Genomic DNA, 20617 nt, shown 5'->3' on the forward strand with positions numbered 1-20617 from the left:
CTTAGGCTGATCAAGGAGTCACCATCATCAGCGATCCCTGCTTTGGAACGTGGTCCCAGCAGACCGACCAGCCGTTGGGCATCGAGCGACAGCCAAGGGCCTGCGCTGCGGTAGGGCTGACGGATGGCCAACCCCGAGAGTTCTTCACGGGGCACACCAGAGCGGCTGGTTGCGGTCGCGTCCAGTCGTGGCTCGCGGTCCGGGATTCTGCTCATGCTGCCACCTTGACCGTGTCGTTGCAGTCGAGGAAAGCGGCGTCAAGACCTGCCAATTGAGCCTCGGTGGAAGTCAACGTGAGATGTGCGGCCAGTCCGTTGATGACGGTGCTGTATTGGATGCAGTGGAGCAGGCCCCCACCCAACCGGTGAACGTACTCAAACCGTCGGCCATCCGGAACCGGCACGTCCCAGGTATCGACATCGATGAGGTGATATTCAGCCAGCATCACCTGGTGGCCGGCCAGGGTTACGGTCGATAGCTTCGCTTGGCTGCCAGCGAATTCTTCGGAGTGGACGACGAGGTTGGGACGAAAAGCCCCCCTCCGGTGGTGCGGGGGCAAGCACCACAGCGTCGGTTCCTACCAACGGCTCTGTGGCGGACCACCCGGAGGGTGGGAGTAGCCTCAACGGTCCGGCGTTCAAAGAGCCCATATCAGTGGTGCTCCTTCCGGGAAGATTGATGGTGTCAATGTGGGAATTCATACGGCGTGTTTTGACTCCCGCCATACTGACGGTCGAGGTCCAGCAGCCACTGCGGGCGCCACCGTTTGGGCAGCCACCACGAGAACAACGTTCCGGCCCCACCAACGATCACGATGACCGGCACGGTGAGCAAGAAGCTCCCCATGGGCGACATGTCTACGTGGTAATAGTTGAACCACACGATGTAGCTTCCGGCCACACCTACCCAGAATGAACATACTGCCCACAAAGCGCACGTGAGTAGTCCCCAGTATCGGCCGACGGGCACCATGAAGGGCTGATTCGTGAGGAACCAGGACCAACGGCCCTTATAGGCGCGGTAAGAAAAGAACGCCAGGGTGATGCCAGCGAAGAAGCACACGCCGATCTGGAACAGCACCATCATGACCCATTCAGGCATCCAAGGTCTCCTTTCATTTCAGCGCTCAAACCATGGATCATCCAGAAGGCAGCTAAGGGCTTTGCCGAAATACTTACTTCAACGTTTCTGGATCCAGGCTCGAGGATACGCGCGTGGGGCACTAGGAGGGTCCTTGCGGGAACGAATGCCAGCAGTTCGAGAGGGGCCCTTCAGGCTGCACTCGCTGTCAATGAAATGTCATCACAGATTTAGTGTATAAGTTTCCAACTTATCTTGCCCTCTTGTTGATGTCGTCCATAGCCTGACTGCATGGAATATAAACACAAGACACCCCCGATAGCGTCGATCCGTCATCTACCCACGGGATGTGCCCAGTGACCGCCCGCCGTTGGGCCGGCCCCTGCGCTTTTCTGGGGGCGGCACTCCTGCTCATCGCCCCGGCGTCTGCTGGTGCCGCGACGGCGGTGACCCCGCTTCCGACCTCAACGATGGCTCTCCCGCAGGTCCCATCACAGAAAACGGAGACCCAAAAGGTCGACCGTGTGGCCACGCCCAAAGCCGACTGGTTCGACTGCGCCGACATCGCCAAAGGTGCCGACTGCGCCAATATTCCGATGCCGTTGGACTACGACAAGCCGGACGGACCAACGACCGACGTCGCCGCATTGAGGCTGGAAGCCACCGGTAGCAAGGACGAAAAGCTGGGAACCTTGTTCCTCAATCCCGGAGGACCGGGCGGCTCCGGCGTACAGATGGCTGCTTCGGCGGATTTCTTCCTCAGTCCCGAACTTCGCCAGCGTTTCGATGTCGTGGGGTTCGACCCCCGTGGAACCAATTTCAGTGACAATGTGGCCTGCTGGGAAAACATGGGGGAGCAATCCGCGGACTTGAGCGGCTTCAACGTCGCCTTCCCGGTCACCAAGTCCGAAAAGAAGGCCTACATCAGCTCCTCCGAGGCGTTCGGCCAGGCCTGCGCGACCACGGGAACCCCGCTTTCTGAATCCATGTCCACTGCCGAGGTGGCCCGGGATATGGATCTGCTTCGGCGCATGGTCGGGGATGAACAGCTCAGCTTCCTGGGTTTCTCCTATGGCAGCTACCTGGGCAATGTCTACGCCAACATGTTCCCCGACCGGGTCCGTGCGGTGGTCATCGACGGTGTACTAGACCCGGAAGGCTGGGCCGGCACGAAGTGGAACAAGGCGCTCCCGCAGACCCAACGCATCAAATCCGGCCAGGGTGCCTCCAAGGCATTGAAGGAAATCCTCAAGCGCTGCAAAACCGCAGGGGAGGACTACTGCCAGCTGGCTGCGGACGGAGACCCTGCCAAGGTCTATCAGGCCATTGTGAAGTCCTTGAAGAAGGAGCCGTTGGTCGTCAGCGCCGAAGGCGAAACCTTCGAGCTCAGTTACGCGATGTTGACGTCATTGATGCTGAATTCCTTATATGCACCCGATGCCGGGGCAACCGTGGATGGATTACTTGCCCAGGTATCCGCGCTGATGGCCGAGCCGGGCGCGCAGGGCAGTGCACTGGCCAAGCGTCAGATTCAGGCACGCAAGGATCTGGCTGCGCGAATCACCGAGGAGGAGCAGGCGGCGGACGAGGCGGCAAAGGCGAAACAACGCATGGGGAAGTCCGCAGGCTGGGCCTTCCCCTACAGCAATGCCCCGGAGGCCTTCCAGTCGGTGTTGTGTACCGATGGGATCAACCCGTACCGAGCCGGGAGCTGGGCGAACTACGCCGACTATGCGCAGATCCTGGCTCCGGACTTCGGGCCGATGTGGACCTGGTCATCCGCCCCGTGCGCGAACTCGACGTGGACCGCTCAGGACGAGGACTCCTACCGGGGGACCTTCGATCATGACACGGCCAACCCGGTCCTCGTCGTGGGCAACTATTGGGACCCGGCTACCAACTACGACGGGGCGGTCAACGCTGCCTCGTTGCTGCCCAAGAGCCGCCTGCTCTCCAGTACCAACTGGGGACACACGGCCTACGGGACGTCGACGTGTGCGACGGGTGCCGTGGATTCCTACCTCCTGACGGGCGAATTGCCGGCCAAGGGCACCGTCTGCGAGGGCGATATCCAGCCGTTCACCGTCCCGCTCGATGAGCAGGACGCACAGAAGAAACGCCGGATGACACCGGACCGTGGACTGCCGCCAGTGGTCCCGCCGATTCCTGGAGCCGTGCCGCGTTCCTAGCTGGACATCACGAAGAACCCCTGGTTTCTTGTCCTCTCGTTGGAGGGATCCAGGGGTTCTTTCGTGGACCGAAGACTTCCGGGCGGAGTCGATTCCACCGGCTTTCCACCGAGATTTTTAGACAAGATGCAAAGTCAGCGCAGGGTTGAGATCAATTATTTACAACCATGACACAAACCCGATTTATGGCACGAGTTCAGTCATGGTGTATTCAATTCGTTTAAATGGTTCGCAAGAACCCGTTATGAAATTGTTGCTTCAGAGGGCGTGACACAGGTCACCCATCCTTGGCAGGGTGGTGGAGGTCAAGGGCTTTGTTCCGGACGTCAGAGTCGACGCCGGGGTCCACGGCCCACTAGCTCCAGAGGAACCACGTTTGCTGAAATTCATTGCCCGAAGATTCGCTTCGTACACAGTCATGTTGTTCCTGGCAACCAGCGGGGTCTACTTCCTGGCGTCCTGGTTCCTGGATCCACGCTCCAACTACATGGCCCTCCGGCCTCAACCCCCTGCAGCATCGATCAACGCCTCGTTGGACTATGCGGGCATCAACGACCAGACACCGATTTTCGAACGGTACTGGAATTGGCTCACCGACATCGTGCTCCACTGGAATTGGGGATACAGCCCGGTGGGGGAGCCCGTCAGCGGGGTCATCTGGGACCGGGCCTGGGTCAGCGTCCAACTGGTCACCATCTCCACGGCGTTGGCCATCATCATCGGCATCGCCATCGGCGTCCGGGCGGCCATCCGCAAGTACAAGGCCTTCGACCACGTCACGAACTCGGTCAGTGCCGTTTTCCTGGTCATGCCGTCCTTCGTTCTGGCACTACTGGTCGTGCTGATGTATCTGATGCTGCAACAGCGATTTGATCTCCACTGGTTTGCCGTGACCGGTTTGGGGGACGGCACGTTCTTCAGTTACATGCAACACCTGTTCCTCCCCACCCTGGTGTTGACCCTGGTGGGCTACGTGGGCTTCCACCTCACCCAACGCACCTATCTGCTGGACACCATGAACGCTGATTATGTGCGGACCGCCCGGGCCAAAGGCGTCCCGCAGAACGTGGCCATTCGCCGTCATGCCCTGAGGACCTCCATGATCCCCACCGCGTACGGCATCGCGTTTTCGATCACCGGTACGGTGACCGGCGCACTGTTCGTCGAGCAGATCTTCGCCATCCATGGAGCCGGTCTGTACTTCATCGAAAGCCTCTCCAAGAACGACATCAACGGTTCCGTTGCCGTCGCCTTCCTCGGTGGCGTCGCCACCTGCGCGGGACTTCTCCTCGCCGACATATTCGTTGCCTTCCTGGATCCCCGGATCCGGATCTCCTAAGGGGCCCCATGACTACCAACGCGAGCATCGACCTCTCCAACCAGGACAGCGAAGTCCGGACCACGGTCAAACGCACCTCGAAGCACCGGCTGATCCTGCGTCGCTTCTGCCGCAATAAGCAGGCAGTCATCGGCGTGGCCATCGTGCTGCTGATGATCATCTACGCGGTCTTCGCCAAATATCTGACGGAGTGGGACTACGACGAACCCGATTTCCTGAATCTCAAGCAACCGCCGAGCGCCGAACACTGGCTCGGCACCGACATCGTCGGTGGAGACCTGTTCGTCCTCTCGGCCCGGGGGCTGGGACGATCCCTGATGATCGGTTTCATCGCTTCGATCGGCATCACTGTCATCGCGGCATTCGTCGGGGCGGCCATCGCCTACGTCGAAGGATGGTTCGAAACGGTAGGGACCTGGATCCTCGACATGCTCCTGGTCGTGCCCACGTTCTTCCTGCTGGCCATCATGGTCTCCAAGTCCTCGGGAACCAGCGGCTGGATCTGGCTGACGTTCGCGTTGATGCTCTTCGGCTGGATCGGTTACGCCCGGGTGCTTCGCTCCATTGCCCAATCACTCCGCGACCGTGAATATGTCGCCGCCGCCCGCTACATGGGGGTGAAGCCGCTGACCGTTCTCTGGCGGCACATGATCCCCAACCTGGGTTCGATCCTGATCATCCACACCGTGCTCGGTGTCGTCTATGCGGTTGAAGCGGAGACAGGCCTGTCCTTCATCGGTTTCGGGATCACCCCTCCGGACACCTCCCTCGGCGTGCTGATCAAATCAGGATCGGCGACCCTGATGACCGCCCCGTGGATGTTCCTGACCCCTGCGCTGCTGCTGCTCGCGCTGTGTTACAGCATGACCAAGATCGGGGATGGCCTACGGGACGCCCTGGACCCCTCATCGGAATCCGGAGGCAAGGCATGACCATGACCCACCCCGCAGAACTGGGCGATACGCGGGAATCCGCCACGGAACCCGTGCTTTCCGTCAGGGACCTGACGGTCAGCTACGGCAGCGAAGCCGGGCCGGTGAGGGCGGTCCGAGGGGTCTCCTTCGACCTGCTGCCCGGCCGGACACTGGCCATCGCCGGCGAATCGGGGTCGGGAAAGTCGGCCGCCTCGCTGGCCATCATGGGGCTGCTCCCGGACTCGGCCGTCGTCGGCGGATCCGTCCGGCTCGATGAGCGTGAACTGCTCCGGCTCAACGACCGCGAGATGTCCTCGGTGCGTGGCCTTGAAATGAGCATGATCTTCCAGGATCCCTTGTCGGCGCTGACCCCGGTCTTCACCATCGGCCAGCAGATCGCCGAAGCCCTGGATACGCATCAGGACCTCAGCCGCGGGCAGGTCGTGAAGCGTTCCATGGAACTGTTGGACCTGGTGGGGATCTCCGATCCCGCAGCGCGGCTGAAGGCCTACCCGCATCAATTTTCCGGAGGCATGCGGCAGCGGGTGATGATTGCCATCGCCATCGCCAACGACCCCAAGGTCCTCATCGCCGATGAGCCGACCACGGCGTTGGATGTCACCATCCAAGCCCAGGTGCTTGATGTCCTGAAACTTGCCCAGCGTGAGACCGGAGCCGGCGTCGTCATGATCACGCACGACCTGGGTGTCGTGGCCAACGTGGCTGACGACGTCATGGTCATGTATGCCGGCAAACCGGTGGAACACGGAACCGTCGACAGCGTGTTCGATGCTCCACAAATGCCCTACACCATGGGCTTGCTCGCCGCCGTTCCCCGTCCGGACCGCAGCACCTCGGGCCCGCTGGTCCCGATCGAGGGGAACCCGCCCTCGCCGGTGATCATTCCTCCCGGCTGCCCGTTCGCGGAGCGGTGCCCCATTGCCGTGGACCAATGCACGGAGGCCGAACCGGCGCTGGTTACCCATGGTGGTCCCAACGCGCACGATGCCGCCTGCATCCGCGGCGATGAAATCGTCGAACAGGGGCTCAAATACACCGACGTCTACCCGATTCCGGAACTTCCGCCACGCGAGGCCAATGTCGCTCGCGCAGAGCGCGCGACCGTGCTGGAAGTCAAGGATCTCAAACGTCATTTCGAGCTCTCCAGCGGGATGCTCCGCCGCAAGACCGGCACCGTCCGCGCCGTGGACGGGGTCACTCTGGATATCCGGCAAGGCGAAACCCTGGCGCTGGTGGGGGAGTCCGGCTGCGGGAAGACCAGTACGTTGCTGGAGATCATGCAGCTGAAGCAACCCATGAACGGACGCATCGTCCTGATGGGGCGGGACGTCTCCGAACTCGGCGCCCATCAGCGGCGCAAGCTGCGGTCGGATCTGCAGATCGTCTTCCAGGACCCCATGGCCGCCCTCGACCCCCGCATGCCCGTCTACGACGTCATCGCCGAACCGCTGAAGGCACAGGGCTGGACCAAGAAGGCCATCAATGAGCGGCTCGGTATCCTCATGGACCTGGTGGGGCTCAACCCGGATCATGTGGACCGCTTCCCGGAGCAGTTCTCCGGTGGACAACGACAACGCATCGGTATCGCCCGTGCCCTGGCCATCGAACCGTCCCTCGTGGTCCTGGACGAGCCGGTCTCCGCGTTGGACGTCTCCATCCAAGCCGGGGTCATCAACCTGCTCGAATCCTTGCAGGCCAGGCTCGGGGTCTCCTTCCTGTTCGTGGCCCACGACCTTTCGGTGGTCCGCCACGTCGCTGATCGCGTCGCGGTGATGTACCTCGGCCGGATCGTGGAGATCGGTGACGTCGAGAGCATCTACACCCGGCCGCGCCACCCCTATACGGCGGCTTTGCTGTCCGCGGCACCGATCCCCGACCCGCAGGTGGAACGCCAACGCCAACGCATCATGCTCAGCGGTGAGCTTCCCAGCCCCACCGAACGGATTTCCGGATGCCGCTTCCGGACCAGATGTCCCACCTACAAGATGCTTCCGGAAGCCGACCGCGCGGTATGCGAGGCCGAGGAACCGGATCTAGTGAAAGAGGGGGAAACGGACCAGCAACGCGCATGCCATTTTCCGATGGAAATCAAATGATGACCGGGACCACCCGGTCCCCAGCCGAATGGGAGTTTCGACTATGAAAATGAATAAGATCCTGGCGGTCGCCGCGACGGCTTCCGTCTTCGCGCTCTCCGCTTGTGGTGGCGCGAATAATGGCGACGGCAGCGATGGCGCTGATCAGTCGGCGGCGAAGCAGCCGGCCGCCGGTGTCGCCCCCAACACCGATCCGCTACCACAGCCCGAGGTCGGGCAGCTCTATAACAACCCGCAGGACCGCGACGACGTCAAGGATGGCGGGACACTGACCCTGCCGATCGGCGAGATCCCCCCGAACTTCAACGGGTTCAACATCGACGGCAACTCCGTCTATGTCAGCGACATCGATAATTGGACCTCCCCGACCCTGTGGAACTTCACCGAAAGCGGGGAAGCCAGCCCCGATGAGGACTACCTGCTCTCGGCCGAGCTGGTCAGTGAAGATCCCGAGACCGTCAAGTACGTGTTGAATCCGGATGCGAAGTGGAACAACGGGGACCAGATCACCTGGAAGGCCTTCGAAACCACGTGGAAGACCCAGAGCGGGAAAACTGATAAATACAACCCCGCAGCCACGGATGGCTACGAGAACATCGAGAGCGTGAAGAAGGGCGAGGACGAGAAGGAAGCCATCGTCACCTTCAAGAAGTCGTTCTACCCCTATGAAACGCTCTTCGGAGACCTGGAACATCCGAAGAACCTGGACGCAAAGTTCTATAAGACCGGCTGGGTCAACGATCCACATAACGAATTGCGGGCCGGCCCCTTCATGATCGATGAGCACTCCAAAACGGAGCTGACCCTGGTGCCCAACCCGAAATGGTGGGGTGAGAAGCCGAAGCTGGACAAGGTCGTCTATAAGCAGATGGAATCCTCGGCTTCCATCAACGCCTTCCAGAACGGCGAGATCGACGCCACCGGCATTGGCACCGCCGACCGCCTGGCGCAGATCAAGGACATGGATGATGTGCAGCTCCGTCGTGGCTTCGACAGCTCCGTCGCCGTCTACACGTTCGGGCAGGACAGCCCGCTGTTCGAGAACGATTACGCCCGTAAGGCCTTCTCGCTTTCGACCGACCGCAAACAGCTCCAGGAAATCGCCTATAAGGGAATGGACTGGGAAGAGCCGCTTCCGGGCTCGGAGGTGCTCTACCCCTGGATGCCGACCTACGTGGACAACCTGGACGGCTTCGAATACGACGTCGACGCCGCCAAGCAGCTCATGGAGGACAACGGCTGGGCCATGAACGACGACGGGTACTACGCCAAGGACGGCAAGGTCGCGGAATTCAAATACGTGAACTTCGGCGATGACCCCATCTCCGATGCGCGGGCCCGTGCCCAGCAGTCGATGTCCAAGAAGGCCGGGCTGAAGATGGAGATCGACAACAAGAAGAGCGCCGACTTCTCCGAGACCCTCTCCAGTGGTGCCTTCGACGTGGTGATCATGCGCTGGAGCCAGGGTGACCCCTACGGCTACGCCTGGGCCTGCCAGCTCTACTGCTCGGATTCCGAAAGCAACTTCTCCGGCGTGGGCGATGACGAAGTCGACGAAATGATGAAGAAGGTCACGACGGTGGCCGATCAGGACGAAGCGCTGAAGCTCGCCAGCAAGGCGGAAACGAAGGCCTTGGAACACTTCGGGACCCTGCCGCTGAGCAATGGGCCTGATATGTCAGCCGTGAAGAAGGGACTGGCCAACTTCGGTCCTTCGGGATGGAAGGTTGAAGAACCGGAAAACGTCGGCTGGGAGAAGTAGGTCCAGCTAGCAGATTCCTGTGGCCGATCCCCTCCTCGGGGATCGGCCACACCTCATTAAACCGACGGTCGTCCAAGGGGACCCGCCTGCATGACCGCGGAAGGCTACCGGGGCGCGTTCGCCTCGAGCCGGTCGATGACCGGTTTCAGTGCGAACAGCACCAGGGAGGCGATCACGGCAGCCACCAGCGCGGTCAACGTAGAGGTCACCACGAGGGAGAACAAACCGGTCAAGACCGCCAGCCCGGCCAGCAGGGACAAGGCTTCCCGGGCCACCCGAAGATCCCGGGGAAGGAACGACCTCAGAACGAACTCCACGAATTCAACGGCCACCAGCCACGCCAGGAGGAAGCCGATCAAAATCACGGCGCCCCAGGCCAACACACCGGGTTTGAAATCGCCCAACCCGGGAATGGCCACGGCGGCACCGAGACCGACGGCCAGCGGGACCGCAACCAACAGCACGCTGCCGGCCAGCAACAGGGCCAAAACAGCGATGCCGCCGAGGCCCAACGGCTCGGTGTTCCGGTCCCGCGGTAAGCCTGTCATGGGGGATACGCTGCCACGTCGAAGGGCTCGTACCAAGACACCGGGCCGCAGGTCAGGCCAAGGATTGGAGTCCGAGGCACCGCTCCGGCCGTCGGGGTGTTCCCGAGGGCCGGTCAACGGTGGAGACTGGAGGTCGAGGTAGCCACCACGAAACCGGGGAAATTGTGAACGAAATCCAGCAGATGTCAGCCACCGCCCTGGTGGGTGCCATCCGCCGTCGGGACGTTTCAGCCCGGGAAGCGGTGCAATCCCAGTTGGACCGCATTACCGCAGTGAATCCGGTGGTCAACGCCGTGGTCACCCTGGCACCAGAAGAAGCCTTGGATCGCGCAGATGCGGCCGACCGGCTGACGCTCTCCGGGGCCGACCTGCCACCGTTGCACGGGTTGCCGATGACCCATAAGGACACCCATGACGTGGCCGGGATGCGCAGCACCCAGGGCTCCCCGCTGCTGGCCAAGCACGTTCCCGACATCGACGCTCCCATCGTGGCACGGTTGCACACCGCCGGGGTGATCTCCACGGGCAAGAGCAACGTCCCCGAATTCGCCGCCGGCTCGCATACCTTCAACACGGTCTTCGGGACGACAACGAACCCCTACGACCCCACCCTTAGCGCCGGAGGATCTTCCGGCGGGCTGGCCGCCGCCCTCGCCGCCAGCATCCAACCGCTGGGCGACGGATCCGATATGGGAGGCTCGCTACGCATTCCGGCCTCGTTCTGCCACGTCGTCGGATTCCGTCCCTCCCACGGGGTGATCCCGATGCCCGCCGTCGACAACGATTGGGCGTGGCTCTCGCGCACCGGACCGATGGCGAGAACCGTGGAGGACATTGCCCTGTTCATGGCGGCCACCGCTGGCCCCTCCGAACGCGTCCTGCCCTCGGCACCGTTGACCGGCTCCTCCTTTGCCGGGATCTTCGGCGGTGCCGGGGGAGCGCCTGGCGATGCGGATCCCGGTGATCTGCGCGGGGTGCGGATTGGGTGGAGCCCCGACTTCGGGCTCGACGTCCCGGTACAGGCCGAGGTCCTGGACGTACTGCACAGCCAATTACGCCACTTCGAAGAGGCCGACGCGATCATCGAGGAGGCGTCCCTCGACTTCACCGGGGCCGACCTGGTGTTCGAACGCACCCGGGCCACCGATTTCGCCGCAGGGTTGGGCCCGCTGGTGGAAAGCCACCGCGACCGGATCAAACCGGAGGTCTGCTGGAACGTCGACGCCGGGTGGTCGCTGACCGCCACCGAGCTCATCGCAGCCACGGCCGCGAGAACCCGCCTGGCCGCGGCCACCCGCGACTTCTTTTCCCGCTACGATCTCTTCCTCAGCCCTGCCGCCCAGGTCCTGCCCTTCGACGCGAGAGAGCGCTATCCCGGGGCAATCAATGGAACCGCAGCGACGTCGTACCTGGACTGGATGCGCTCGGCCTCCCTGCTCTCGGCCACCGGACTGCCCGTCCTGGCGCTCCCGGCAGGATTGAGCGGCTCCGGACTCCCGGTGGGCTTCCAACTGGCAACGAACCACTACCGCGATGTCGAGCTGCTGCGTTACGCCCGGGCCTTTGAAGCCCGGGCGGGCTGCGGCGGACAGCGACCGGACCTGGTTCCCGGAACCGGCCAGGCGCACCGGCCGGTGGTCACCGTGGGTCCCGGACAGGGATGACGGGCCGCCGTTCTTCCCCCCTGGTGGGGAATACGATGGAAGGGCGATCTCACGTTTCCCCACTGTCAGGCGTCTACAGGGTGATGAAGAATAAACAGGCCTTCGAAACCGTCGTTGAACGGCATGGCAGAACCGTGCTGCGCGTGTGCCGTGCCGTCCTGGGCCCCGGAGCCGATGCCGACGACGCCTGGTCCGAGACATTCCTGGCCGCCCTGCAGGCCTGGCCCGGAGTCGACGCCGAGACGAACATGCAGGCCTGGCTGGTCACCGTCGCCCACCGCAAGGCCCTCGACGTGACCCGTGCCCGCGCCCGTCAGGCACTTCCTGCCGCATACCTGCCCGAACAGACCTCCCCGTGGGGCACCCCGGGGACGGGCGAACCGGAACTCTGGGCCGCGGTGGGGCAACTCCCCACCCGTCAACGACTCGCGGTGGCCTACTACTATCTCGGCGGCCTGAAGCACACCGAAACTGCGGAGCTGATCGGCGGTACCGCCGAGGCCGTGCGTCGTGCCGCCGCCGACGGACTGAACACCCTGCGCCGGACCTACGGGGCCGACGCCTTCCGGGAAGGAACCCTGAGATGAACACCGAAATCCCCGCTGAAACGGCGCACCTGGCCTCCCTGCGGGCGGAGCTGGCCGAACGGGCCGAGAAAGCCGAGCTGCTCGACGTCGCCTACCGGAGGGTCGACAGCCCCGTGGGACCGCTGCTGCTGGCTGCCACCGCGCGGGGACTGGTGCGGGTCGCGTTCGAACGGGAGGACTTCGACGCCGTGGTCGACTCCCTGGCAACACGACTGGGCAGCCGCATCCTGAGTGGCACGGCCCGGCTCGATGACGCGGCCCGCGAGGTCGAGGAGTACTTCAGCGGGAACCGCCGGCACTTCGACCTGGAGTTGGACCGGTCGCTCTCAGCCGGCTTCCGGCTCGAGGTCCAGCGCTACCTCCCGCGGATCGACTACGGCCGGACGCTGAGCTACGCCCAGGTCGCCGACTCGGTGGGCAATCCGCAAGCGGTACGGGCCGTGGGCTCGGCCTGTGCCAGAAACCCGCTGCCGATCGTCGTCCCATGCCACCGGGTGGTGCGCACCGACGGCTCACTGGGCGGATACATCGGTGGGCTGGAGGCCAAGAAGGCCTTGCTGGGTCTGGAAGCTGCCGCATGAGCGGGGAGGCGCTGTTCGGCGACGACCTCTTGCATCGGCCGCGCCGCGAGCTGGCCCCCGGGGCCATCTGGGTGCCCGGCTGGCTACGGCTGGACCAGCAACGGTGGATCGTGGACCGTTTCCACGAGTGGGTCAACGGTCCGGTGCCGATCCGTTCGGCCCGGGTCGGCGGACACGAGATGAGCGTGAAAACCGTTTGCCTGGGCTGGCATTGGCGTCCCTATGAATACACGCGCGAGGCCGTGGACGTCAACGGCAACCGGGTGCTGGACGTTCCCGACTGGCTGGTGAGGTTGGGGCGCAAGGCCGTGGTCGAGGCCACCGGCGATCCCCGGGCCGGGGAGGCCTACACCCCGGATACCGCCCTGGTGAACCACTACGACGCCGCCGCGCACATGGGCATGCACCAGGACCGGGACGAACGCTCTCGGGCGCCGGTGGCCTCGTTGTCCATCGGGGATACCTGCCGTTTCCGTTTCGGGAACACCGAGCACCGGAACAAACCGTATGAGGATATCGACCTGGTCTCCGGGGACCTCTTCGTCTTCGGCGGGCCCTCCCGGCTGGCCTACCACGGGGTGACCAGGATGCGCCCGGGGACCGCCCCGGCCGGCTGCGGGGTGGAGACCGGGCGCATCAACATCACGCTGCGCGAAACCGGGTTGGGCTAGCGTTTCGACCCGGGGCGGTACCGCGGTTCAGAAGGAGAATCGGGCCAGGGCCTCCAGGTAGGCCTCGTGGAAGGTGGGGAACTGGGGGACCTGATCGCGCAGGGTCTCGATCGGGATCGAGGTGCGAATGGCCAACGCCGCATGGTGGATCCACTCGGCCGCCTCCGGACCCACAGCCCAGGCGCCCAGCAGCACCTGCCGGTCGGTGTCGGCGAGCAGACCCAGCCGTGCGGCCGGCTCGGGCTCGTCGATCCACGGTTTGGCCAGGGCCGCGGTGACGTCCAGTTCCACGGATTCCACCGAGAGGCCCTCGTCGGTGGCCTGCTGGCGGGTCAGCCCGACGCAGGCGATATCGGGGATGCCGAAGACCACCCGCGGGATCCCGTCATAGTGGGCCGTGCGCCCGCGGCCGAGGATCGCGTCGGCGACGAGGCGGCCCTGGTATTTGGCCACATGGGTGAAGGGCAGCACCGCGTTGACATCGCCGATGGCCCAGACGCCTTCGGCGGCCCGGCAGGTGCCATCCACCGGGATCTCGCCCTTCTTTCCCAGCGTGATGCCTGCGGTGTCAGCCCCCAGCTCGTCGGTGTTCGGGCGCCGGCCCGTCGCGAATACGACGACGTCCGCGGCTACTTCGGGTACGTCTCCACCCTCGAGTTCGAGCACGCTGTCCCCACCCTCACGTCGGGCCCGGGTGGGGGAGGAGTCCAGCAGGACGCGGACCCCGGCTCCCTCGAGCTGTTCGAGGGTCAGTTCCCCGACGCGCGGTTCCTCGCGGGATAGGAGCGCCGAACCGCGGTGGACCAATGTGGTTTCCACCCCGAAGTGGGCCAGGAACGTGGCGGTCTCCACCCCGACGGCACTACCCCCGACGACGACGGCACGGGCCGGCAACGTGGTCGCGGTGTAGATCTCACGGTTGGCCCAGGCCACGATGTCTTGTAGCCCCGGAATCCGGGGGAACACCGGCGTCGTCCCGGTGGCGATGATGACGTGGGTGGCTTCCAGCTCCCGTTCGCCGACCGAAATGCGCCCGGGGCCGGTGAAGCGTCCCGCTCCCCGGACAACGGTGGCGCCGCGTTTTTCGTAGCCTTTCACCTGGGCCGAATCGTCGAGGTGGCGGATCATGGTGTCCCGGTAGTCGCTGGCCGCGGACCAGTCGAGTTCGGCGCCCGTGACCCCGGGGGTGGCGCGGGCTTCGGTGCGGACCTGCGCCGGCCGCAGTAGCGTCTTGGAGGGGATACACGCCCAATAGCCGCATTCCCCGCCGATCAGTTCGCGCTCGACGACGGCGACGTCGAGCCCGGCTTTGAGCAAACGGCCCGCGGCCACTTCGCCGCCGGGGCCCATGCCCAGAATGATGACATCGAAAGTGTTCTCCATGTCCCCACCGTCCCACCTTCGACGGGCCCGGAACAGGGGTGGGGAGGTGGCGGCGGCTAGGCCTGGCTCAACGGCCCGGCGGGACCCTCCATCACCGTGGCCGCCGGATAGTGCACCACCACGGAGAAGGAGGCGGCCGAACGGCCTGCATTGCTGTAGCTGTGCTCGATGTCCCCGCCGTGGGTGGCCGAATCCCCGGCAGCCAACACCACCGAGGTGTCGTTGACCCCGAGGGTCAGCTGGCCCGAATGCACGGCGACCAGTTCCCGGGTCCCCGGCGGGTGCGGGGTGCTGTGGTGGGTTTCGCCCACCGCCATGCGCCACTCCCAGAGTTCGGAGACATTGGCTCCGCCGAGGCTGCCGGCCAGATGGGCCGTCCCGCCGTCGTCCCCCTCCCAGAGCAGCGGCCCTTCCCCTGACCTGCGGACCTGGAAGGCATCGGGCTCGCCGGCATCCACCAGCGACGCGAAGGCCACCCCGAGGGCGTCGGAAATGCCGGAAAGCACGGCGATGGAGGGGTTCGCCTGGCCTTGTTCGATCGCCACCAGCGTCCGCCGGCTGACCCCTGAACGGGTGGCCACCTCTTCGAGGGACCATTGGCGGGCCGTCCGGCGGGCGCGGATGCGCTGGCCGATCAGCGTGGCGATGTCCTGATTGCCGGTCACGGGGATTCCTTTCGTGGAGCGGAGACCATTCTACGCCAACGAGAGACCACCGGCCCATAGTGATGCACTGCATAGTGCAATATTGTGCACTATTCGTTATGCTGGTTCGATGACTTCCTACCGTGATCTTTTCCGTGCCCCTGGCGTCCTTCGCGTCGTGGTCTCGCAACTGGTCGCGCGTTTTCCCGCCGGGATGCTCGCGTTGGCCGCGCTGATCCACGTCGAGCACGTCCACGACTCCTACACCGCCGCCGGTCTGGTCCTGGCGGCACTGGCCATCGGGCAGGCGGTGGCCGGACCGCTGAGCAGCCGGATCTTCGGCCGCTTCGGCATGCACCGGGTCCTGCTGGTCACCCTGGTGCTCTCCGGGTCGACGATCCTGGTGCTGGCCCTGCCCGGACTCTCCGTCATGGCCTATGCGGTGATTGCCTTCATCAGCGGGATGAGCACCCCTCCCTTCCAGCAGGCGGCCCGCTCGATCTACCCCTCGCTGGTGGCCCCCGGCGCCCGCGGCGCCCTGTTCTCCTTCGACGCCTCCCTGCAGGAGGTCATCTGGATCCTCGGGCCGGTGCTGACCACGTTCGTCTCCCTGACCATCAACACCTCGTTGGGCGTGGTCATGGCGGCAGCCTTCGTCACCGGCGGGGGTATCTGGTTCATCACCACCAAACAGATCTCCCGCGCCGTCGCCGCACCGCCGACGGGCCGCCTCGGCTCCGTCCTGCGCTCGCCGGCCCTGCGCCTGGCGGCGGTCATCGGTTTCCTGATCTGCGGCTGCATCTCGATGGTCGAAGCCTCCGTCGTGGCGACCTTCGGTGAAGGCGGAGCCCAGTCGGGCATCATCCTGGGGGTCCTCTGCGTCGGTTCGCTCTCCGCCGGGCTCTACCTGGGGCGCAAACGGATCAACCGCTTCAGCACGGCACGGCGGATGGTCGTCGTCGTCATTGGTCTGGCACTGGCCACCGTCAGCACCGACTTCTGGTGGCTCATGGCCACGGTCTTCCTGGCCGGTCTCGGGGTCGCCCCGGTCATTGCCGCCCTGACCCAGATGACCTCGGCCGGGGTTCCGGCAGCCGACGTGGCCGAAGCCTTCGGCTGGACCACGACGGCGCAGCTCATCGGGATCGCCCTGGGATCCGCGGTGGCCGGGGCCCTCATCGATGGCCCCGGCACCCAGGCCGCGCTGGTCGGTGCCACCGTGGTCGCCGCCATCACCCTGGTGGTGGCGCTGGTCGTCAAACGCGGCCAGCCGGGGGTCCCGGAAACGGTGGAGGAACTGATCGACGCCGGCTACACCAAGGCCGCCTGAGCGGTCGTCACTGCAGGGAGGAGGTCAGTCGGGCCAAGTTGTCCAGGACCTTCTCCCTGGCCGGCCGACCGACCCAGTCCTGAAGCGCGAGCTGCCGGCTGTTGGCGCGATAACCGTCCTCGATCGCCCGGACCCGTCGGACGAATGCTGCGCCTTGGATCATGACCGAGACCTCCATGTTCAGGCTGAAGGAGCGGATGTCCATATTGCTGGATCCGATGACGGCGACATCGTCATCGATGGTGAAATGTTTGGCGTGGAGCACCGTCGGCGACGCGTAGAGGTGGATCTTCACCCCGGCCCGCAGCAGCGCCTCGTAATAGGAGCGTTGGGCATGGTGGACCAGTACCTGGTCGCCGATCTCCGACACGAAGAGTTCGACGTCCAGGCCCCGGGCCGCGGCGGAGATGATCGCCAACAAGGTTGATTCCTCCGGCACGAAGTAGGGGCTGGTGATGCTGATCCGCCGTTCGGCCTTGTGGATCAGGGCGACATACAGCTTCAGGTTGTTGTCGTTCTCGAAACTGGGCCCGCTGGGCAGGATCTGGGCGTCGAGGAGCCCGGGTGCCTCGGAGATGACCACCGGGGTGGTGTCCAGGGGGAGCAGCTCGCCGGATTCGCTGAACCAGTCGGTCACGAACACGGCTTCCAGCTCGCGGACCGCAGGCCCTTCCAGCCGCACCATCAGCTCATGCCAGTGCAGGTCCAGCTTGCTGCTTTTGCTCTGGTGGTATCCGGCCTCGATCATGTTTTGCGACCCGGTGAAACCGGTGTGCCCATCGACGACGACGAGTTTGCGGTGGTTGCGTAGATCCGGGCGCTGCCACTGACCGCGTCAGGGACGCAACGGCAACATCGCATGGTATTCGGCGCCCAGCTGTTCCAGCACCGTTCTGGTGTGTCGGCGGTGGGGATTCATGAAGCCGGAGACATGGTCGGACAGCACCCTGACCGTCACCCCGCGGTCCACCGCACGGGCCAGCGCGTCGAAGAACGGTGCGGTGGAGTCGTCGTGGACCAGGATGTAGAACTCGACGTGGACGTAGCGGGTGGCTTGGTCGATCTCAAGGATCATCGCGTCGAAACAGCCCTGGTAGTCATCGATGAGCTCGATCCGGTTGCCACCGACCATGGGCAGGGCCCCGAGGTTCTCGTTGAGGGTGACCACCGAACGCAACCAGGCCGGCCACTGGTCGCTGTTGCCCACCCGATGCAGGCCCTCGGTGCGTTCCAGGATCAACGCGTTGACGTGCTGTTGCTTATCGCGGCGATTGCGGGGGAGTCGGCTGAGCCCGATGAGGAAGAAGACCAGGGCGCCGAGGTAGGGGATGAAGACGATGACCAGCAGCCAGGCGACCGCCGTGGAGGGGCGGCGGTTGGCAGAGATCAGCACGATGGCGATCGTGCCCACGACGGCATGCAGGGCAATGAGGAGCAGGGCAACCGTGTCGAGGCCGTCGGGGGTGATCATGGGTTCAGACTGTCATGGCGGAGACGAAGCCGGTAGTAGGTGGCCGGCCTCGACGAACGGGTGTTGCTGCGAGGTGGTTAGGGCTCCTGTTCCTGCGTTTCGTCGTCGTCCTCGATGGCCACACCATCGCGTTCGCCTTCAAGGTGTCGCCGCAGTTTCTCCTCGGTCTCCTGGCGCCGACGCGTCATGTTCCGGAAGTCATCTTCCTCGCCGCCGTGCGGACCCGCTTGACGTCGCTCCGCGCGCTGCAGCGGAGTCCTGCGTCGTTCGGTCATCACCGCGCACTCCCCATGGACCCGCCGGGGGCCTGTTCGCGCCGCGGGTCCGTTTCGGGCTCCGGGGGAACCACGATGGGTTCGATGAGCGGTTCGGGCCAGGGCTCCGAAGGCTCCGGTGAGGTGGGCGGATCCGTAGCCGGGACGGTGCTCGGGCTCGGTTCGGGCTGCGTGGGCGGCTGCGTCGTCGGATCGCCGGGGATCGATGCCCCGTGATCCGCCCGGGGATGTTCCTGATACATGGCATTCCTCCACCTGTCTTGGACGGATCGTCCGTGGCTCAGGGACGACGCCGGCGCGGGACGGGCTCTGCGCGTACCCGCACGTCTGCCCGCACGTCCTGTCTGAAGTGAAGCACCGGTCCGGTGGGTGGGTCAATGGTTCCAGGAGCCCGCAGGCCCGCGCGTCCTCCATGGCTTTCCCTCCCGGGGGCGCTGCCGGCAGCAGGTAGTGTCGGGGGTGCCTTCAGCGGCGCGGATCGCGTCGACTGCCAGCCGAAAGGGGAGAACGATGTCCACCTCTGCGACAGGACGACCCGGCTCGGGGACTGCTTCCGCCCGGACGAGGGACGACGCCGCATCCGCGGGGGTCATGCAACGCGCCGGGCGCTGGATGGCGGAGCTGGTGAAACGCCCCGACTTCGTCACCGACCTGCTGCAGATCCTCAAATCAGTGGTTGCCGGGACCGGTTCGTGGTGGTTGTCGGTCCATGTCCTGGAGTCCCCGTTGCCGTTCCTGGCGCCCTGGGTGGCCCTGCTGACCGTGCACGCCACCGTATATCGCTCGCTCTCCCACGGGGTTCAGACGACGGTGGCCTCCATCATCGGCGTCGGACTCTCGTTCGTGATCGGCAACTACCTCGGCGTCGAATTGTGGACCTTCGCCCTGGCCCTCCTCGTCGGACTGGTCGGGGCACAGGTGACGTGGATCCGCGACGAGGGAATGGTCATCGCCACCACTGCGGTTTTTGTCCTGGGGAGCGGGTTCTCCAGCCAGGAACCCCTCTTGCTCGACCGCATCATCGAAGTCGGCCTGGGTGTGGGCGTAGGCGTGGTGGTCAATCTGTTGATCATCCCTCCGCTGCGGGATCAGCAGGCGGCACGCTACGTGGACAGCATCAACCGGCGAATGGGGGAGGTGCTGGGCAACATGGCGGAGGAACTCTCCGACCAGTGGGACACCGACCGGGCCGACGCCTGGTATTCCGAGACCCAGTCGATGTCCGATGAGCTGAACTCGGCCTGGCAGTCCGTCCGCTTCGCCCGGGAAAGCAGGCGGGCCAACCCGCGGGGTGGACTGCGGGCACTGCGCCGCTCGCGTGCGGCCACCAGCGGCAAACCCGCCTCCAGCCAGGAGGTCAGCTACGAGCACATCCTCTCCAGGGTCGACGAGGGAATCTCGCATCTGCGCCATCTGGCCCGCACCCTGCGCGACGCGACCTACGCCTCCGGTGAATGGGACGAGCGGTTCAGGCAACAGTGGGTGGCCCTGGTGCGCGATTGCGGCCGATCGATCGCCGATCCCGACGCCGACGTCGAACCCCTCGCCGACCGCTTGACCGAGCTGGCCTCGACGATGTCGGAAGACCATGAACTTCCCCAACGCCGGTGGCCGCTCTACGGGGCGCTGATCACCAGCCTGCGCCATATCGTGGTCATCGTCGACGATGTGGCCTCCGCGCGGGAAGCGCGCGAGTCCGCCAGCAGGAACCCGGAGGATTAGGCAGGGAGATTCCGGTGAGCACGCCGGGGCAGCTACGCGGAGGATAAGCGGTTGACCAGTGGATTCCGTGATCCGCGCCAGTGACACCCGTGGGTTTATCTCGTAAACTACTTTTTATGGGGCTCGTACTTACATTGATCATTGTCGGAGTAATTCTTCTGGTGCTGGGCGTCGCGGTGGAGGCTGCGAAGTTCCTCTTGTGGATCGGTATAGCCATCCTCGTGATTGGTGCCGTGATGTGGGTATTGCGCGGCGTCAAGAACCGGGTCTGAGCGGCTTGCTACGACCGCGGAGTGGGCGGTGACCCAACCCGTGCGCCAAGCGGTCACGGGGGGGGGGG

Annotated in this window: 20 protein-coding genes and 1 pseudogene; 12 read left to right on the forward strand and 9 right to left on the reverse strand. The window is 64.7% G+C overall.

Features of this window, described 5'->3' with window-relative positions; all coding sequences use genetic code 11:
• From ACT3UE_RS14850 to ACT3UE_RS14860, 3 genes are all read right to left on the reverse strand, one after another.
• A partial coding sequence (locus ACT3UE_RS14850; RefSeq protein ID WP_444566955.1) for a hypothetical protein occupies window positions 1-215 on the reverse strand: 215 nt, incomplete at its 3' end.
• A complete protein-coding gene (locus ACT3UE_RS14855) occupies window positions 212-559 on the reverse strand; it encodes a hypothetical protein (RefSeq protein WP_444566956.1) in 348 nt (115 codons plus the stop codon). The genes ACT3UE_RS14855 and ACT3UE_RS14850, both read right to left, overlap by 4 nt.
• A 125-nt stretch (window positions 560-684) precedes the next feature.
• The gene (locus ACT3UE_RS14860; RefSeq protein WP_444566957.1) at window positions 685-1101 is read right to left on the reverse strand and encodes a hypothetical protein; all 417 of its coding nucleotides are present in this window, start codon (window positions 1099-1101) and stop codon (window positions 685-687) included.
• A 503-nt stretch (window positions 1102-1604) separates the two neighbouring features.
• Here ACT3UE_RS14860 and ACT3UE_RS14865 point away from each other — a divergent pair.
• The 5 genes from ACT3UE_RS14865 to ACT3UE_RS14885 all read left to right on the forward strand — a co-directional run bounded on the left by ACT3UE_RS14865 (window position 1605) and on the right by ACT3UE_RS14885 (window position 9401).
• Window positions 1605-3269: an alpha/beta fold hydrolase gene (locus ACT3UE_RS14865; RefSeq protein ID WP_444566958.1), complete on the forward strand. Its 1665-nt coding sequence runs from the start codon at window positions 1605-1607 to the stop codon at window positions 3267-3269.
• Window positions 3270-3687: 418 nt separating this feature from the next.
• Window positions 3688-4608, forward strand: a complete 921-nt coding sequence (locus tag ACT3UE_RS14870) for an ABC transporter permease (RefSeq protein WP_444566959.1) — start codon at window positions 3688-3690, stop codon at window positions 4606-4608.
• Window positions 4609-4616: 8 nt separating this feature from the next.
• On the forward strand, window positions 4617-5540 hold the full coding sequence (locus ACT3UE_RS14875; RefSeq protein ID WP_444566960.1) for an ABC transporter permease: 924 nt from the start codon (window positions 4617-4619) through the stop codon (window positions 5538-5540).
• Window positions 5537-7639, forward strand: a complete 2103-nt coding sequence (locus ACT3UE_RS14880; protein ID WP_444566961.1) for a dipeptide ABC transporter ATP-binding protein — start codon at window positions 5537-5539, stop codon at window positions 7637-7639. The genes ACT3UE_RS14875 and ACT3UE_RS14880 overlap by 4 nt, the downstream gene beginning before the upstream one ends.
• Window positions 7640-7688: 49 nt before the next feature.
• Window positions 7689-9401 (forward strand): ABC transporter family substrate-binding protein, encoded by a 1713-nt coding sequence (locus ACT3UE_RS14885; RefSeq protein WP_444566962.1) that lies wholly within the window; start codon window positions 7689-7691, stop codon window positions 9399-9401.
• 104 nt (window positions 9402-9505) lie between these two features.
• Here ACT3UE_RS14885 and ACT3UE_RS14890 read toward each other — a convergent pair whose 3' ends face one another.
• Window positions 9506-9949: a hypothetical protein gene (locus tag ACT3UE_RS14890; RefSeq protein WP_444566963.1), complete on the reverse strand. Its 444-nt coding sequence runs from the start codon at window positions 9947-9949 to the stop codon at window positions 9506-9508.
• Between the two features lie 182 nt (window positions 9950-10131).
• On the opposite strand from ACT3UE_RS14890, the gene ACT3UE_RS14895 reads away from it, so the two are divergent.
• From ACT3UE_RS14895 to ACT3UE_RS14910, 4 genes are all read left to right on the forward strand, one after another.
• Window positions 10132-11613, forward strand: a complete 1482-nt coding sequence (locus tag ACT3UE_RS14895) for an amidase (RefSeq protein WP_444566964.1) — start codon at window positions 10132-10134, stop codon at window positions 11611-11613.
• Window positions 11614-11696: 83 nt separating this feature from the next.
• The gene (locus tag ACT3UE_RS14900) at window positions 11697-12200 is read left to right on the forward strand and encodes an RNA polymerase sigma factor (protein ID WP_444566965.1); all 504 of its coding nucleotides are present in this window, start codon (window positions 11697-11699) and stop codon (window positions 12198-12200) included.
• Window positions 12197-12781, forward strand: a complete 585-nt coding sequence (locus ACT3UE_RS14905) for a methylated-DNA--[protein]-cysteine S-methyltransferase (RefSeq protein ID WP_444566966.1) — start codon at window positions 12197-12199, stop codon at window positions 12779-12781. The genes ACT3UE_RS14900 and ACT3UE_RS14905 overlap by 4 nt, the downstream gene beginning before the upstream one ends.
• Entirely contained in the window at window positions 12778-13452 is a 675-nt protein-coding gene (locus ACT3UE_RS14910) for an alpha-ketoglutarate-dependent dioxygenase AlkB family protein (RefSeq protein ID WP_444566967.1), read from the forward strand. The genes ACT3UE_RS14905 and ACT3UE_RS14910 overlap by 4 nt, the downstream gene beginning before the upstream one ends.
• 27 nt (window positions 13453-13479) lie before the next feature.
• Here ACT3UE_RS14910 and ACT3UE_RS14915 read toward each other — a convergent pair whose 3' ends face one another.
• A complete protein-coding gene (locus tag ACT3UE_RS14915; protein ID WP_444566968.1) occupies window positions 13480-14835 on the reverse strand; it encodes a dihydrolipoyl dehydrogenase family protein in 1356 nt (451 codons plus the stop codon).
• A 56-nt stretch (window positions 14836-14891) separates the two neighbouring features.
• A complete protein-coding gene (locus tag ACT3UE_RS14920; RefSeq protein ID WP_444566969.1) occupies window positions 14892-15500 on the reverse strand; it encodes a helix-turn-helix domain-containing protein in 609 nt (202 codons plus the stop codon).
• Window positions 15501-15609: 109 nt separating this feature from the next.
• On the opposite strand from ACT3UE_RS14920, the gene ACT3UE_RS14925 reads away from it, so the two are divergent.
• Window positions 15610-16809, forward strand: a complete 1200-nt coding sequence (locus ACT3UE_RS14925) for an MFS transporter (protein WP_444566970.1) — start codon at window positions 15610-15612, stop codon at window positions 16807-16809.
• Window positions 16810-16816: 7 nt separating this feature from the next.
• Here ACT3UE_RS14925 and cls read toward each other — a convergent pair.
• A pseudogene (gene cls, locus ACT3UE_RS14930) lies at window positions 16817-18280 on the reverse strand (cardiolipin synthase).
• A 77-nt stretch (window positions 18281-18357) separates the two neighbouring features.
• Window positions 18358-18558 (reverse strand): hypothetical protein, encoded by a 201-nt coding sequence (locus tag ACT3UE_RS14935; RefSeq protein ID WP_444566971.1) that lies wholly within the window; start codon window positions 18556-18558, stop codon window positions 18358-18360.
• Between the two features lie 81 nt (window positions 18559-18639).
• Between ACT3UE_RS14935 and ACT3UE_RS14940 the strand changes: the two genes are divergently transcribed.
• Complete coding sequence (locus ACT3UE_RS14940) at window positions 18640-18771, forward strand: hypothetical protein (protein ID WP_444566972.1); 132 nt, start codon at window positions 18640-18642, stop codon at window positions 18769-18771.
• A 294-nt stretch (window positions 18772-19065) separates the two neighbouring features.
• Window positions 19066-20277 carry an FUSC family protein gene (locus tag ACT3UE_RS14945; RefSeq protein ID WP_444566973.1) on the forward strand — a complete coding sequence of 404 codons (1212 nt, stop codon included), beginning with the start codon at window positions 19066-19068 and terminating at the stop codon, window positions 20275-20277.
• Between the two features lie 107 nt (window positions 20278-20384).
• Here the strand turns inward: ACT3UE_RS14945 and ACT3UE_RS14950 are convergent.
• The coding region (locus ACT3UE_RS14950) for a hypothetical protein (protein ID WP_444566974.1) at window positions 20385-20617 on the reverse strand (233 nt) is incomplete at its 5' end.

The sequence above is a fragment of the Arthrobacter sp. 179 genome (genome assembly GCF_052379645.1).
In the GTDB taxonomy this organism is placed as follows: Bacteria; Actinomycetota; Actinomycetes; order Actinomycetales; family Micrococcaceae; genus Arthrobacter_H.

Bases quoted from the DNA above. Each gene is read 5' to 3' on its own strand.
- ACT3UE_RS14900 (WP_444566965.1), top strand. From the start codon at position 11,697: ATGAAGAATAAACAGGCCTTCGAAACCGTCGTTGAACGGCATGGCAGA.
- ACT3UE_RS14875 (WP_444566960.1), top strand. From the start codon at position 4,617: ATGACTACCAACGCGAGCATCGACCTCTCCAACCAGGACAGCGAAGTC.
- ACT3UE_RS14895 (WP_444566964.1), top strand. From the start codon at position 10,132: ATGTCAGCCACCGCCCTGGTGGGTGCCATCCGCCGTCGGGACGTTTCA.
- ACT3UE_RS14915 (WP_444566968.1), bottom strand. From the start codon at position 14,835: ATGGAGAACACTTTCGATGTCATCATTCTGGGCATGGGCCCCGGCGGC.
- ACT3UE_RS14885 (WP_444566962.1), top strand. From the start codon at position 7,689: ATGAATAAGATCCTGGCGGTCGCCGCGACGGCTTCCGTCTTCGCGCTC.
- ACT3UE_RS14860 (WP_444566957.1), bottom strand. From the start codon at position 1,101: ATGCCTGAATGGGTCATGATGGTGCTGTTCCAGATCGGCGTGTGCTTC.
- ACT3UE_RS14905 (WP_444566966.1), top strand. From the start codon at position 12,197: ATGAACACCGAAATCCCCGCTGAAACGGCGCACCTGGCCTCCCTGCGG.
- ACT3UE_RS14910 (WP_444566967.1), top strand. From the start codon at position 12,778: ATGAGCGGGGAGGCGCTGTTCGGCGACGACCTCTTGCATCGGCCGCGC.
- ACT3UE_RS14880 (WP_444566961.1), top strand. From the start codon at position 5,537: ATGACCATGACCCACCCCGCAGAACTGGGCGATACGCGGGAATCCGCC.
- ACT3UE_RS14940 (WP_444566972.1), top strand. From the start codon at position 18,640: ATGAGCGGTTCGGGCCAGGGCTCCGAAGGCTCCGGTGAGGTGGGCGGA.
- ACT3UE_RS14925 (WP_444566970.1), top strand. From the start codon at position 15,610: ATGACTTCCTACCGTGATCTTTTCCGTGCCCCTGGCGTCCTTCGCGTC.
- ACT3UE_RS14870 (WP_444566959.1), top strand. From the start codon at position 3,688: ATGTTGTTCCTGGCAACCAGCGGGGTCTACTTCCTGGCGTCCTGGTTC.
- ACT3UE_RS14890 (WP_444566963.1), bottom strand. From the start codon at position 9,949: ATGACAGGCTTACCGCGGGACCGGAACACCGAGCCGTTGGGCCTCGGC.
- ACT3UE_RS14945 (WP_444566973.1), top strand. From the start codon at position 19,066: ATGTCCACCTCTGCGACAGGACGACCCGGCTCGGGGACTGCTTCCGCC.